Source organism: Senegalimassilia anaerobia JC110 (assembly GCF_000236865.1).
Lineage (GTDB): Bacteria > Actinomycetota > Coriobacteriia > Coriobacteriales > Eggerthellaceae > Senegalimassilia > Senegalimassilia anaerobia.
The window spans coordinates 238675-252880 of sequence record NZ_HE611014.1; the positions used below are offsets into that span (position 1 = coordinate 238675).

Here is a 14206-nt window from a genome sequence, read left to right on the forward strand (position 1 = left end):
GGTTTGCTCGCGCTGGCCTTTTGGCGCTGCGCGTTTGCTCCGGGAAGCGGTTTCGTTCGCCGCCGTTCGTCTTTGCCGCGGACTTCTGCGCAAGCGGGCTGCGGTTTTGCGACGGGATCGCCGCGCAAGCGGGATGGCGTCGTTCGATGCGCGTTTCAAAAGCTTGCTTCGGGGACGCGGTTCGCGCGTCTTCCCGACGCGCCGCTCCGGTCGTCATCCCGGCGAGTTTCCCGCGCAAGCGGGCGGCGCCGGCGCCGTTTTCCGCCTTTGCGTCGATTGTCCGGCCAATGCGCGTGAAAGGATGCGGAATGCAAGGGAAATCGCTGGTCATGTTGCTGGTCGTTCTATACGCCAGCGCGTTTTTGGCGGGGTTCAACGAGAACCTGGTGAACATGGCGCTCATGTCCATCATGGGCGAGTACGGCGTCGATTCGGTTGCGGTGCAATGGCTGGTCACGGGTTATATGATCGTGGCGACCATCGTGGTCATGTGCATGGCGTTCATGTACCGCCGCTTCAAGCTGCGTCCCCTGTACTTCGCCGCTGCGGCGTTCACGCTGGTCGGCTCGGTCATGGGGTTGTTCTCCACAAGCTTCGGGCTGCTCATGGCGGCGCGTCTGGTGCAGGCCGCGGGCTCGGGTATCTTCATTCCGCTCATGATGAATACGGTGCTGGTGATCGCGCCTAAACGCAATCTGGGGACATTCCTTGCCATCGGCGGTTGCGTGATCACGTTCGGGCCCGCCTTGGCTCCGACGGTGTGCGGCGCGCTGGTCACCTCGGCCGGCTGGCATAGCGTGTTCGCGGTGCCCCTTGCCGCCATGGCCGTGCTTGCCTTGATGGCGTTGTTCGCGGTCAAGAACATGGGCTTCTCCCCTGCTCACCTGGACATTCCGTCGACAGTGCTCTCGGCGGCGTTCCTCTGCGCGCTGAGTTTGGGGCTCGTGGAGCTGACCATTGACATCCCGCTTGCGGTCGGGTCGCTTGCGGTGGCGGTGGTCACGGCGGCGCTGTTCGTGCTGCGCCAGCTGCGCTGCGAGCATCCGCTCATCGACCTGACGCCCATGAAGAGCCGCGCGTTCTGGCCGTCGGTGGTGCTGACCACCATCGCCATGATGGGCAGCTTCAGCATGAGCGTGCTGTTGCCTTTGTACCTGGAAGGCGGAACGGGCCTGACGGCGTTCGCTGCCGGCTTGCTGATGCTGGTCCCGGTGCTGGCGAACGCGGGCACCACGCTTCTGGGCGGCCGCATCATGGACGCGCGCGGCGAGTGGCCGTTGCTGCCGGCGGGCTTCGCGGCGATTGCCGCGGGCTTCGCCCTGATGGCGGCGCTGGCGCCTACGTTGTCGTTGCTGGCGGCGTTTATCGCGGCGTTGCTGATCATGGGCGGCACCGGCTTCATCTTCTCGCCATCGCAGACGGCGGGCCTGCGCACCCTGCCGGCTGAGATGAACCCGTTCGGGGTCGCCATCTCCACCACGTTCGTGCAGATCGCGGCCTGTATTGGCCCCTCGCTGTACACGGGCATCATGTCCACCGCCCAGGCGGGCGCGCTGGCTGCGGGCGCCGGTGAGGCGCTGGCGACCGCGCAAGGCTTCTCGATCGCCATGGTGGTGGCCGCGTGCATCGCCGCGGCAGGTTGTGCACTCGCGCTGGTTTATTCGCGTGCCGCGGTGAAACGCGATGCGAAACGTGCAGGAAGCATGTAAAATAGACGTAAGCGAATCTGCGGCGCGCCTTCACGGGCGCGCCGCTTTAGCGTTAGCACACGAAGAGAAACGAGCGCAACCCATGGCTATCACCGGCAAGCAGGTCCGTCAGCTGCGCAGCATGGCGAACAACTTGAAGCCCACCGTCATCGTCGGCAAGGAAGGCGTCACCGCCAACATCCTCAAGCAGGTTAACGAGGGTCTTGAGGCCCACGAGCTCATCAAGGTCAGCGTGCTGTGCGAAACGGGCAGCCAGGCCGCCGAGGCCGGTCGCGAGATTGCCGATCAGGCCGAGGCCGAGCTGGTACAGGTCATCGGCAAGCGCGTGGTGCTCTACCGCGAGACCACCCGCGACGACATCGAGAAGATCCAGCTGGTCAAGTAAGTAGGCGACCAGCGAGCGAGCAGGCATACGAGTAGGCAAGCAAGCATCATTGCGTAGCTTAAGGCTGCGTGAAGCAGATCGGGCCCCGGCAAACGCCGGGGCCCGATTGCGTTTGAGGGCGGAGGTGCGGCACAGCCGCGCCGCGCAGGCCGGGCTCGTCGTGCCGGTCGGGATTGGTACGACGCCGCGGTATGCCGGCCGCAATCCGTCACGCCCCCCCGCGACGGCATATCGGCTTCGCCCTGGAGTTGTGCCCCGCTGCGACGGCGCCCCGACCTCGCTCCGGAGCCGCCCCCCCTCGCGACAGCGTTCCGGCCTCGCTCTGGGGACCACGGCCCTTGCCCTGGGCCGCGCTCCGGCGCTCTGCCCCCCGCTCTGGGGGCGCGCGATGCGAAAAACCGTCGGTTTTGGTCGCTGGCGGTCAAAATAGACGGTTTTTCGCGGTCTCGGAAGTGGGAAATGGACGATTTTGCCGGTTGTTCGCGTAGGGGCTTTCCGTTAGCGCAAATAATCGCGTGTTTTGTCCTTGAGGCTGCGAAGAATCGTCAATTCTGACCACGGCTGGACAAAATTGACGGTTTTTCGCAGCGGGAGCTCGCTGCTCGGCTCGGCTAATGCTCTGGAAACTCGCTGCTTGGCGCGGCTAATACTCTGGGAACTTGATACTTAGCTAGATTAGCATCCCGAAGTTTGATGCTCGGCTCGGTTAACGCTCCGGAGCCCGGTTTTCGTCCTGGCGTGCGCTGGGGTGGTGCCACGGTGGTGTCCTCCAATCGGTAGGCTGATCGGAAGCCCCCCTCGATACCCGCATTACCCGGCCGTGGTCTCGGGCCCGGCAGTTTCCTATCAGTCGTTCGGAGCGGCGAGCATCCTCGGCGGCAACACCCCCGGGCCCTCGAGGGGCAGGGGCGTATGGCTATCCGGGGACGCCCGATCGGCGGCCCCTCGGGGCTTGGCCAAGCTGTAGGCCATGCGCCGAATGCTCGCCACTGAAGTTCATCGGCGGCTTATCTCAGACTGCAATGGGCGCGACCCTCGCTCTGGTGTCCGCCCCCGTTACGGCGTCTCGGCCTTGCTCTGGTGCCGCGCCCCCGGTTCTGGGCGGTTTTCCCGCCGCAATGCCGCAGCTCGTGCCGCCCTGTGCTGGCGCAGACCGCGTTGACCCCCCGGGGTTCTGGGTTGTTTTGCAGGAAAACGTGCCCGAATTTGTCGCCTCCCGGTTCTGGGCGGTTTTCTCGCCGCGATGCTGCGATTCGCGTCGATGGCTACGGTATAGCCCCAGGTCAGAAGCATTCACATCGTCGGCGCCCCGTTCCGCAGCCTACGAAACCGCCCAAACTTCACTCAGGCGTTTGGCCGCCGAGCGCTGGATGAACATCGTGTAGCCTGCAAAACCGCCCAGAACTTTGCTCGGGTGTTAGCTGCGACATTCTATAGTGTGTCATGCTCGATATCGCGTTGCCGGGATACGCATATCGCCTACTTCAGGCACCTGCACAGCCATTGGTTGCCGGTGTTGGCGGCGTGGGGGCAGCCGATGCAGGTGGGCGCATCGCAGAGTTGCGCGCTTTCGGGTGCGTCGCAGAAATCCTGCAGGTCAAGCGCGGGGTTTGCAGTCTCGGGCTGCGCCCCGGCGGTGATGTCTTCGATATTGTCGTGCATGTCGCCTTCCGCTTGCGTCCTCGCGGGGTTCGGGCTCGTCGGCGCTTCTGCGTTTGTCCCCGCTCCCGCTATCGGCGCTTCCTCATCCTCGCCCGCTTTTGCTCCCGCTACCGCTTCGGCTGCTGCTTCCACTCCCGCCGCATCTGCCAGCTGCATCGCGCGCACCACCATGCTGGCGAACTGGCGCATGCCCAGATTCGTGGGGTGCGTGCCCTCGAGCGAGTCGTAGTCGCGACCGAACGCTCGCACGTCGGCTACGCGGCAGCCTTCTGCTGCGGCTGCATCGCGGATGGCGACGTTGTATTCGTCCAAGTGGTGACCGCGCAGACGGTAGCAGAACTCGGGATGATCGACGCCGTGCGTGCGCCCAGGCAGCAGTGTGATGCAATACACCGTGGCGTTAGGGGCGGCCGCGTGGATGTTGCGCAACATGGTGCAGTATGCTGCGCCGAAACGCTCCACGGCGTTGGCGGGCGCGGCGCCGGCTATCTGCTCGGGAACGGTTGCCGGGTCGATGCAGCGCGGCATGGCGTGGCTGCGGCCGGCGGCCTGCGCCTCGGCGCCGCCCCAGCCGTAGTCGTTGATGCCGATGAACACGAGCACCGCATCCGGTGCCTGGCCGTCGGGTCCCAGCAGGGCGGCTGCGCGTTCGGGGCTGCTGGCGGCGGGGAAGCCCGCGCCCTCGACCATGCTGCCTGACCAGGCGCTATCGGCAAGCACGGTTCCGCCGAGCGCGCGCACCGCGTGCGACCACCACGTGTCCTCGGGGCGCAGCACTCCGGATCGCTCCAAGCGCTCGTCGTTGTAGAACAGCGTGTAGCCATCGGGCACGCACCCCTCGAAGGTGCTGATGGAATCGCCCATGATGGAGAACGTCTTCGCGGGCATGCTCGACCGCCTTCCTTGCGTCATTCGTGATCGCGTCCCGGCGCCGCGCGTCGGGACTGCTTTTGTCCAGTAGCACATGGTAGCAAAACCTCGCGAAGGCTCTGTTAACAGTCTATGTAGCCTCGCATTGCGGAACGCCGAAGCGTCCTTATCGCCGTCTACGCGAGGCCGGCGAACCTACCGCAATTGCCGCTGCTGGCTCGTTTTACCAGCCTCTTCCGTCTTCCATTGCTTTCCTTGTCACCGCGTTCTTGTCTGATGTCTCAGGCGATAAAGCCCAAACAACCGCAATAACTCCGCCGCAGCTTACGTTTCCGTCCGCACGCCCTTCTTCCCCGGCCTTTCGGCTCCGCGCCCGCAAACCCTTCTTTCCAAGCTCGTCAGTCTCCTTCCCGCGCTGTATTCGCCATCAGAATAGCCCCAGGTGAACCGCATAAAAACTTATGTGCAACCAGTGAATGCCGTAGACTGTCCCCTTGACGTTGTACGAAAGACGTTGTACAATAATACGAACCACGCACTCACACAAGTTGCGCCGGCGGAGCCCGGCGCAACGCTGGTAATCGCTGCGGGGAACAACGGCCGGCGGATCGGCCGGCCGCCCGTTTCCCCGTGCAGCGAAGCGGGACGATCGGAGGTTGCAATGGGCGAGGCAATGGTCACCGGCCGCATGGCGCCCGGCAAAAAGCGCCGCGGCGGTCTTGTGCTGCAGCGGGAGGGCCTCACGGCCTCTCAGGCCATCAACCGCATGTACGATAAGCTCATCGAGAACGGCGATGCGTCGTTTCTCACGGGCATCGTGGCGGCGGAGGACGAAGCGGCCTGGGATAACGCCGTGGAGTTCGTCGATTCCCTCTCCGAACCCGCATCCAACGGCGCATCCGATGCCGACGATGAAGCGCCCTCGGCGCTGGTCGATCGCGCTTTCGAGCACGGCGACCTGCCGCCCGACGGCCCGGACCTTGCGGCCATCGCCCGCGCCGCGCGATTCTCCTCGCGGGGGGTGATCTAGCATGCCTCAGGCCCGTGTCCTGCTTGGTACCGAAGTCGTCATGGACTTCATGAACGAGCGCCAACCGTTCTACCGGCAAACGCGCATGCTTATGGTCGCCGGCCGCGTGGGCGAGTTCGACCTGTGGGTAACCGCCCCTCAGGTGGTCGACCTCGTCTACCTGCTCTCCGAGGGCGGCAAGCCCGATCTGCTGCCGCGCGCCATGGAGCGCATCCGCGGCCTGCGCACCTTTGTGCAGGTGGCGGACCTCACCGCCGCGAACGTCGACCGCATGCTGGCCTCGTCGGGGCAAAACCCCGAGGGTCAGCTCATGGTCAACGCCGCCATCGACCTGCGCGCGGACTTCCTGCTCACGCATGACCCGGACGGTCTTGAAAATGGCCTGGTCAAGGTCACGAACGTGCCGGGCATGTTCGAATGGCTGTGCGAGAACCGCGATCTGGACTACACGCAAATCGAGATTTAGCGAAGCCTTCCCGCTGTCACCTTCCTGTCACTTGACACTCCCAAGTGCCAGACTACAATCGAAATTAGCACTCAAGCTGTGAGACTGCTAACGCGCCCCGCACCTGCGGGGCGTTCCGTTCGCCGGGGCATGCGCGGCCCGGCGCTCCGCCTGCGGGCGGGTGCCCGCAAGCCCGCATTCCCCACATGAACGAATCGCCCTCGCGACGCGCGGCCGGTCCCGCAGCACCAAGCACGAACGGAAAGGAAGCGCCGCACATGCGCAAGTTCAAGACAGAGAGCAAGAAGCTGCTCGATCTGATGATCAACTCCATCTACACCAATCGCGAGATCTTCCTGCGCGAGCTTATCTCCAACGCGTCGGACGCCGTCGATAAGCTGTACTTCAAAAGCCTCACCGACTCCAGCATCCAGCTGACGAAGGATCAGCTCGGCATCGACGTCGCCTTCGACAAGGATGCCCGCACCATCACCGTGTCCGACAACGGCATCGGCATGACCCAGGAGGACCTGGACCGCAACCTGGGTACCATCGCCCATTCCGATTCCATGGCCTTCAAGCAGGAGAACGCCGAGCAGCAGGGCGACGACGTCGACATCATCGGCCAGTTCGGCGTGGGCTTCTACAGCGCGTTCATGGTGGCAAAGTCCGTGCGCGTGGTGTCGAAGGCCTACGGCAGCGATCAGGCCTGGGCCTGGGAATCCGACGGCGTCGAGGGCTACACCATCGAGGAGGCCCAGCGCGAGGGCAACGGCACCGACATCATCCTGACCCTGAAGGACAACACCGACGAGGAGAACTTCGACCAGTTCCTCAGCGAGTACGGCCTGAAGGACCTCATCAAACGCTACAGCAACTACGTGCGCTATCCCGTGCGCATGGAGGTTTCGAAGTCCCGCCAGAAGCCCAAGCCCGAGGATGCCGGCGACGACTACAAGCCCGAGTACGAACAGTACACCGAGGTCGAGACCATCAACTCCATGGTGCCGATTTGGAAGCGCAGCAAGTCCGACGTACAACAGGAAGAGTACAACGAGTTCTACAAGCAAACCTTCCACGACTTCACCGACCCGGCCGCCACGTTCTCCATCCACGCTGAGGGCGCGCTGTCCTACGACGCGCTGCTGTTCATCCCCGGCCGCGCGCCGTACGACCTGTACAGCAAGGACTACAAGAAGGGCCTGGAGCTGTACAGCTCCAACGTGCTGATCATGGAGAAGTGCGAGGACCTGCTGCCTGACCACTACAACTTCGTCCGCGGCGTCGTGGACAGCCAGGACCTCACGCTCAACATCTCGCGTGAGACGCTGCAGCAGAACAACCAGCTGCACGCCATCGCCCGCAAGGTGGAGAAGAAGGTCACGAGCGAGCTGAAGAAGATGCTGAAGAACGACCGCGCCGCCTACGAGAAGTTCTTCGAGGACTTCGGCCGCGGCCTGGAGTACGGCATCTACACCAGCTACGGCATGCTCAAAGACGAGCTGGCCGACCTGCTGCTGTTCTATAGCGCCAAGGAGCAGAAGATGGTCACGCTGGCCGAGTACCTCGAGGCCATGCCTGCCGACCAGAAGTCCATCTACTACGCCGCCGGCGACAGCACCGACCGCCTGGCCAAGCTGCCTATCGTGAACACGGTGCTCGGCAAGGGCTACGACGTGCTGCTGTGCACGAAGGACGTCGACGAGTTCTGCTTCCAGGCCATGATGACCTACGGTCCCGAGGCCGAGCAGGACGCCGAGGGCAAGGACATCGAGGGAACCGGCCCCAAGGAGCTCAAGAACGTGGCGTCGGGCGACCTGGACTTCGCCTCCGAGGAGGAGAAGAAGGAGGCCGAGGAAGCCGAGAAGGACAACGAGGCCCTGCTCGCCGCCATGAAGGAGCAGCTCGGCGACGCGGTCACCAAGGTGGCCGTGTCCACGCGCCTGACCGATGCGCCGTCTGCCGTCACCACCGAGGGCCCCGTGTCGCTTGAGATGGAGCGCCTCATGTCGCAGATGCCCGACGGCATGGGCGAGGTGAAGTCGCAGCGCGTGCTCGAGCTGAACGCGAAGCACCCGGTGTTCCAGGTGCTCAAGGACGCCCAGTCCGCCGGCGATGCCGAGAAGGTGAAGCTCTACACCGAGATCCTGTACGATCAGGCGCTCATCGTCGAGGGCATGCCCATCGCCGATCCGGTCGCCTATGCGAACGCGGTCACGAAGCTGATGGCCTAAGCGGCCGTTTGCGGCACACGGCACGCGGTCCGGGAGCGCCTGCGCAAACCCGGCGGCCTGCGGGCCCGCCGTCCCGAACGGCGCGCCCGCGCCCGCTGCGCGGCCCCGACCGCCCGTCACCTGCCGAAAGCCATTCCGAATGTGAAGCCTGCCGGCCCTCAACAGGGCCGGCAGGCTTTTGTATTATGATGTTCACGCTATGCAGAAGAGCATCCACGACATATTGCAGATGATCGAAACGCCGCTTATCAGCTTCACGGTGGTGGTGCTGAGCTGCGTGTGCTTCCTGCTGTCGTTGTGGATCATCATGATCTTGGTTAGGTTCGTGGTGGGATGAGCTCGCAACGGCACATCTCGCGCGCCGGGCGGCGGGGTTAGGCACCGCTATGTGGCAGCGCTTCACATGGTATGACGTCAGGGTCATCGGCCATTACCTGGGCATGCTGGTGCTTTTCTCGTCCGTGGCGCTTATCGTGCCGTTGGTCACCGCCATCGTGTTCCGCGAATGGGTCCCTGCAAGCCATTACCTTCTTTCCATAGGGCTATCGCTCATCGTCGGGTCGGTGTTGCGTTTCCTGCGCATCGAACCCGGGCGCCTGAACCGCCAGCAAGCGTTGGTGGTCACGGGCCTGGCGTGGGTGGTCCTGGCGTTCATGGCCACCATCCCGCTGTATCTTTCGGGCCACTACAACACGTTCCTTGATGCCATGTTCGATGGCGTTTCGGGCATCACCACCACGGGCGTCAGCATCATCTCCGACCTTGACCACCTTTCCTGTGCCGATAGCATGTGGCGCTTTGTCACGATCTTGCTTGGTGGCTTGGGCCTGGTAGTGGTGGCGTTGTCGTTCGGTCTGTTCGGCAAGCGCTCGGGCGCCAGCCTATATATGTCCGAGGGCCGCAGCGAGCACGTGGTCCCCAACATCGTGCAAACCGCCCAGTTCATCGCAAAGTTGTCGCTGGGCTTCATCTGCGTGGGAACCGCTGTGCTGGCCGTCATGTGCGCGTTCGCCGGCATGGAGGCGTCGCGCGCGTTCCTCAACGGCCTATGGTTGGCCATTTCCAGCTTCTGCACCGGCGGCTTCGCGCCCATGAGCACGTCCATCCTGTACTACCATTCGTTCCCCATCGAAGTGGTGCTCATGCTCCTCATGATTATCGGGTCGGTGAACTTCGTGCTGCACTCCGAGCTGTGGAAGGGGCACCTGAACGTGTACTTCCGCGACATGGAGATCCGCACCATGTTCATCTGGATCGCCGTGATGACCTTGGTGTTCGCCGCGTCGGTGTCGGCAAGCTCGGATTTCTCGAACCTTGCCACCATGATGCGCCGCGGCGTGTTCCTGATCGTATCGGCGTTCTCCACCACGGGCTTCCAGAACGTCACCACCAACCAGCTGACCACATCGCTGACTTCCGGCGCGTTTTTGGTCATCGCCGCGCTCATGTGCGTGGGCGGCGGCGCCGGCTCCACGTCGGGCGGCATCAAGTTCAACCGCATGGGCCTGATCATCAAGTCGCTTGTGGCCACGGTGAAGGAGACGTTGGCGCCCGACTCGGCGCGCGTGGTGGTCTCGTACTACCACCTGGGAAGGCGCATCCTGTCGCCTGAAGTGGTCAAGCAGGCCATGACCGTGTTCGTGCTGTACGTGGTCACCTACGCCGTGGGCGCGCTCGTGGGCATCGCGCACGGCTACGACGCCACGCAGTCCATCTTCGAATCGGTGGCCATGGCCTCCAACGGCGGCATCTCGTCGGGCGTATGCTCCCAGGGCATGCCCGCGTCGCTCGAGCTGTTCTACATGCTGGAGATGTGGGCCGGCCGTCTGGAGTTCCTCACGTTGATTGCGCTCATCGTCGAGGTCGTGGTGACGCTCGATCCGCGCAGAGTAGTGAAGAGCAGGCTGGTGAGGCGCTCATGATGCGGAAAGGAATGGCTGCAGCGGCGCTTGCGTTCGCGCTGGCGCTCCCCGCGTTCGCGTGCCCGCAGGCAGCGTTCGCCGACGAGCCGGCAGAAGGCGACAACGCCGTCAACGTCACGCAGCTGCCTGACAGCTCGTTCATCTACGACACGTCCATCACGGACCTGAGCACTGCCGACACCTATTACGACAAGCAGACGGTGCAGGTCACTGGCGAGGTGGTGGGCGATCGCATCATCGCTGGCGATGGTCGCCATTGCTGGCTGCAGCTGGCATCGCCCTCCGATTCGTCCACGGTGTCCGTTTACCTTACCAACGAGTCCGCCGACAAGGTGGACACGTATGGCGCCTATGGCCGCAAGGGCACCACGCTGCAGGTGCGTGGCACGTTCAATCTGGCGTGTCCCGACCACGACGGCGCATCCGATCTGCATGCGCAGGTGGTGACGGTCACGGAGAAGGGCAAGGCCACTCCCGACGAGTTCGACATCAACGCGTTCACCCCGGGCATGGTGACCGTCATGATCGGCCTGGCCATGATGGTGGTGTTCTATCTGCTGCGCGAACGCCAGCGATAAGGCTACAAGGAGGAAAGCTTGCAGAGAGCGCAGGTTGTGAAACTTGACCGCGGGTATCCGCTCGTGCGATGCGAGGATGGGCGCCTTGTGCGCTGCGAACACGCAACAGCCCTGGTCAAGGGCGAGAAGGTCCGTGCCGTCATCGGCGATTTCGTCGAGGTGAACGCGCCGGAGGGCCACGACAAGGGCATCATCGAGTCCATCTGCCCGCGCGAGCGCGCCTTCGTGCGCAAGGATCCCACCGAGCGCGCCGTCCCCCAGGTGCTGGCGGCGAACTTCGACCGCGTCATCTTGGCCCAGCCGCTGGCCGAGGTGAACCTGCGCCGTCTGGAGCGCGAGCTGGTGCTGGCGTACGAGACCGGCGCCGCCGTCACGGTGGTGCTCACGAAGGCCGACCTTGCCGAGAGCGAGGAGCAGGTGGAGCAGGTGGCCGACCGCGTCCGCGCGTTGGCGGGCCCCGACGTGCGCACGCTGGTGGTGTCGGACGGCAACGCGGAAAGCGTGGAGGCCGTGCGCGCCCTCATGGCCCCCGGTACCACCACGGTGCTGGTGGGGAAGTCGGGCGTGGGGAAGTCCAGCCTGGTCAACATGCTCGTCGGCGAAGAGGTGCAGGAAACGGGCACGGTGCGCGAGGGTGACGGCAAGGGCCGTCACACCACGGTCAGCCGCGAGATGGTGGCCATCCCCGGCGGCGGGTACGTGGTGGACATGCCCGGCGTGCGCGGCCTGGGGCTGTGGGACGCCGACGCGGGCATCGGCGCGGCGTTCGCCGACATCGAGCAGGCGGCGCAGCAGTGCCGCTTCCGCGACTGCAAGCATGAGAACGAACCGGGTTGCGCCGTGCGCGCCGCCGTCCAGTCCGGCGAGATAGCCCCTGAGCGTTTCGCCAGCTACCAGGCGCTCAAGCAGGAGACGGCCACGTTGCGCGACCGCCGCGAGGAGGCCCGTCGCATGCGCGGCGAGAAGGCCAGCGACAAGAAGCGCGGCGGCCAGGGAGGTCGTCCGGGCCGTGGCAAGCGCCGCCGCTAGCACCTGCGACGTCCATGGCGTCTCCATCCGATTGCCGGGCCGTTTCGCGATCGCTTGCCAAACACGCTACAATATAAGGGTTAACCGAAAGCAACGCGCACGTCGGCGTGCGGCTGCTGCGCCCGGTCCACGGCCGCGGCCCGGCAACCCGCATTCGGCGTAAACGGACCCGAAACAAAGGACGTGCATGAATCCGGTCATCGTAATCCCGACGTTCGTGTCGCCGCGCCGCCGAAAGGACTCCGGCAGCGTGATCGCCACGTACGACCACACCACCCCGCTGAGCAATCCCGGCGAGCTGCCGCGCCTGCTCACGTCTTTGCAAAAGGTTCGCGGCATCGGGCAGATCATCGTGCTAGTCGCTGCCGAGCCCGCCATCTCCGATCAAGCCGCAGAGAAGGTGCAGGACATCGTCTCGCGCTTCCCCAGCCTCAACATCGCCATCATCGGCGCCGACGAGTGCAACCTGGTGCAGCAGCGCATGGAGCAGCTGGGCCTGGGCAAGCTGTCGAAGGAGATCGGCCTTGTCGGCTACGGCGCCATCCGCAACCTGGGCCTGGTGCTCGCCAACGTCATGGGCTTCGACTCCATCGTGTTCCTTGACGACGACGAGGTCATCGACGACGCCGACTTCCTGCAGAAGGGCGTCTACGGCCTGGGCAAGCTCACGCGCAAGGGCGTGCCTATCTTGGCGAAGACCGGCTTCTACCTGAACTCCGAGGGCTCGTACCTGTCGAAAAGCCAGGACAAGTGGTACAACCGCTTCTGGCAGCAGGGCAAGGCCTTCAACAAGTGGATCACGAAGGCCATGCGCGGTCCGCGTTTGTCGCGCAGCAACCATGTGTGCGGCGGCTGCCTGGCCATTCATAAAGAGGCGTTCAAGCGCCTGTCGTTCGACCCGTGGGTCGCTCGCGGCGAGGACCTGGATTACATGCTGAACCTGCGCATGTACGGCAGCGACATCTGGTTCGACAATCAGTGGAGCCTGCGCCACTTACCGCCGGCGTCCACCAGCGAGGGCACGCGCTTCCGCCAGGATATCTACCGTTGGCTCTACGAGTACCGCAAGATGGAGTACAGCCGCACGCAGATCGACTTGATGCAGGTCAAGCCGCAGTCCCTCGAGCCCTACCCGGGCCCGTTCCTGGAGCCGGGCATCACGAAGCGCATCCGCATCACGGCCATCCTGCGCAGCCTTGCCCGCAAGGACAAGAAGGCGTACCGTCAGGCCGCCAAGGCCGCGCGCACCGAGGCCGTCATGTACGCGCAGCGCAACTGCTCGAAGTATTTCGAGTTCCAGTTCGTATGGCCCGAGCTCATGGCCCGTATGGACAGCGACCAGATCTTGCACACGGCCATCGTGCAGTCCGTGGCGCGTCGTCAAGCGGCGGCGAACATGGCGGCGGCGTTCCCCGTGGCGGGAGCCGGCGCGGGCGTCGACCCGGGCGTGACCAGCGAGATTCGCCTGAACATAGCCGAATAGGGAAGGCGGCGCGGCGCAATGGACGTGTTCGCTGCCTTCATCGCGCCCGCTTTGGCGGGCGTGTTCGTCGGCGTGATGTCGGGGCTTCTCGGCGTGGGCGGCGGCACCATCATGGTGCCCATCTTCCGCCTGGCGTTCGGCATGAGCCCGCTTGCCAGCACGGCGACCAGCCTGTTCGCCATCATCCCCACGTCCATTTCGGGCGTGGTCGCGCATGCTCGCGCGAAAACCTGCGTGCCCAAACTCGGCTTGGCGCTAGGCGTGGGAGGCGCGGTCATGTCGCCGATGGGCGTGTGGCTGGCAAGCGTCTCGCCCGGCTGGCTGGTCATCTGCGTGGCGGCGATAGTCATCGGGTTCAGCGCGTTCAAGATGTTCAAGAAGGCCGTGAAGTGCGCGCCCACGCCCCGCGCGGGGCGGGCGGGCGGCAACGTGCAAGCGGCGAGTGCGAAGGCCGTGCCCGATCAGCCTGTTCTTTCCCGCAAGCAGTACCTCCAGGGCGCGTGCATCGGCTTGATCGCCGGCTTGGCATCCGGTTACGTGGGCGTGGGAGGCGGCTTCATCATGGTGCCGCTTATGCTGGCCGTCCTGGATATCCCCATGAGCTTGGCCTCGGGGACGTCGCTTATCGCCATCACGATCTTGGCCATCCCCGGCGTCATCGAGCAGGGCCTGCTCGGCAACATCGAATACCTGGCGGGCATCGCCATCGTGGTCGGCAGCATCCCCGGCGCCCTGGTGGGCGCGCGGCTGGTGCGCGTGGTGCCCGAGCGGCAGCTGCGGTTCATCTTCGGCGGCTTTTTGCTGGTGGCGGCCGTTATGCTCATGCTCAACGAATTCGGTATACTGGGCTGACGCCGCA

At 64.5% G+C, this 14206-nt stretch carries 12 protein-coding genes; 11 read left to right on the plus strand and 1 reads right to left on the minus strand.

The annotated features are described in order from the left end of the window. The first annotated feature begins 308 nt into the window (after window positions 1–308). Both SFHG_RS01045 and yhbY read left to right on the plus strand, forming a co-directional pair. Window positions 309–1709, plus strand: coding sequence for an MFS transporter (locus tag SFHG_RS01045; protein WP_042432387.1), 1401 nt, complete (start codon window positions 309–311; stop codon window positions 1707–1709). Window positions 1710–1791: 82 nt separating this feature from the next. Then, the gene (gene yhbY, locus SFHG_RS01050; RefSeq protein ID WP_042432390.1) at window positions 1792–2094 is read left to right on the plus strand and encodes a ribosome assembly RNA-binding protein YhbY; all 303 of its coding nucleotides are present in this window, start codon (window positions 1792–1794) and stop codon (window positions 2092–2094) included. 1479 nt (window positions 2095–3573) lie between these two features. On the opposite strand, the gene SFHG_RS01055 is transcribed toward yhbY, so the two are convergent. Next, the gene (locus SFHG_RS01055) at window positions 3574–4644 is read right to left on the minus strand and encodes an SGNH/GDSL hydrolase family protein (RefSeq protein ID WP_052297747.1); all 1071 of its coding nucleotides are present in this window, start codon (window positions 4642–4644) and stop codon (window positions 3574–3576) included. A gap of 643 nt (window positions 4645–5287) precedes the next feature. Here SFHG_RS01055 and SFHG_RS01060 point away from each other — a divergent pair. From SFHG_RS01060 to SFHG_RS01095, 9 genes are all read left to right on the plus strand, one after another. Next, window positions 5288–5656: a hypothetical protein gene (locus SFHG_RS01060; RefSeq protein WP_187364752.1), complete on the plus strand. Its 369-nt coding sequence runs from the start codon at window positions 5288–5290 to the stop codon at window positions 5654–5656. 1 nt (window position 5657) lies between these two features. Continuing rightward, complete coding sequence (locus SFHG_RS01065; RefSeq protein WP_042432392.1) at window positions 5658–6122, plus strand: PIN domain-containing protein; 465 nt, start codon at window positions 5658–5660, stop codon at window positions 6120–6122. 257 nt (window positions 6123–6379) lie between these two features. Beyond that, a complete protein-coding gene (gene htpG / locus SFHG_RS01070) occupies window positions 6380–8335 on the plus strand; it encodes a molecular chaperone HtpG (protein WP_042432394.1) in 1956 nt (651 codons plus the stop codon). Between the two features lie 199 nt (window positions 8336–8534). Beyond that, window positions 8535–8672, plus strand: coding sequence for a hypothetical protein (locus tag SFHG_RS10920; RefSeq protein ID WP_181859457.1), 138 nt, complete (start codon window positions 8535–8537; stop codon window positions 8670–8672). A gap of 49 nt (window positions 8673–8721) precedes the next feature. Next, window positions 8722–10257, plus strand: a complete 1536-nt coding sequence (locus SFHG_RS01075) for a TrkH family potassium uptake protein (protein ID WP_042432397.1) — start codon at window positions 8722–8724, stop codon at window positions 10255–10257. Continuing rightward, window positions 10257–10835: a hypothetical protein gene (locus SFHG_RS01080; RefSeq protein WP_202898026.1), complete on the plus strand. Its 579-nt coding sequence runs from the start codon at window positions 10257–10259 to the stop codon at window positions 10833–10835. Before SFHG_RS01075 ends, SFHG_RS01080 begins: the two co-directional genes overlap by 1 nt. A gap of 18 nt (window positions 10836–10853) precedes the next feature. Beyond that, window positions 10854–11864 carry a ribosome small subunit-dependent GTPase A gene (gene rsgA / locus SFHG_RS01085; protein ID WP_042432404.1) on the plus strand — a complete coding sequence of 337 codons (1011 nt, stop codon included), beginning with the start codon at window positions 10854–10856 and terminating at the stop codon, window positions 11862–11864. A 187-nt stretch (window positions 11865–12051) separates the two neighbouring features. Continuing rightward, on the plus strand, window positions 12052–13347 hold the full coding sequence (locus SFHG_RS01090) for a glycosyltransferase family 2 protein (protein ID WP_042432407.1): 1296 nt from the start codon (window positions 12052–12054) through the stop codon (window positions 13345–13347). 18 nt (window positions 13348–13365) lie between these two features. Further along, on the plus strand, window positions 13366–14199 hold the full coding sequence (locus SFHG_RS01095; RefSeq protein WP_042432410.1) for a sulfite exporter TauE/SafE family protein: 834 nt from the start codon (window positions 13366–13368) through the stop codon (window positions 14197–14199). The last annotated feature ends 7 nt before the right edge of the window (window positions 14200–14206 follow it).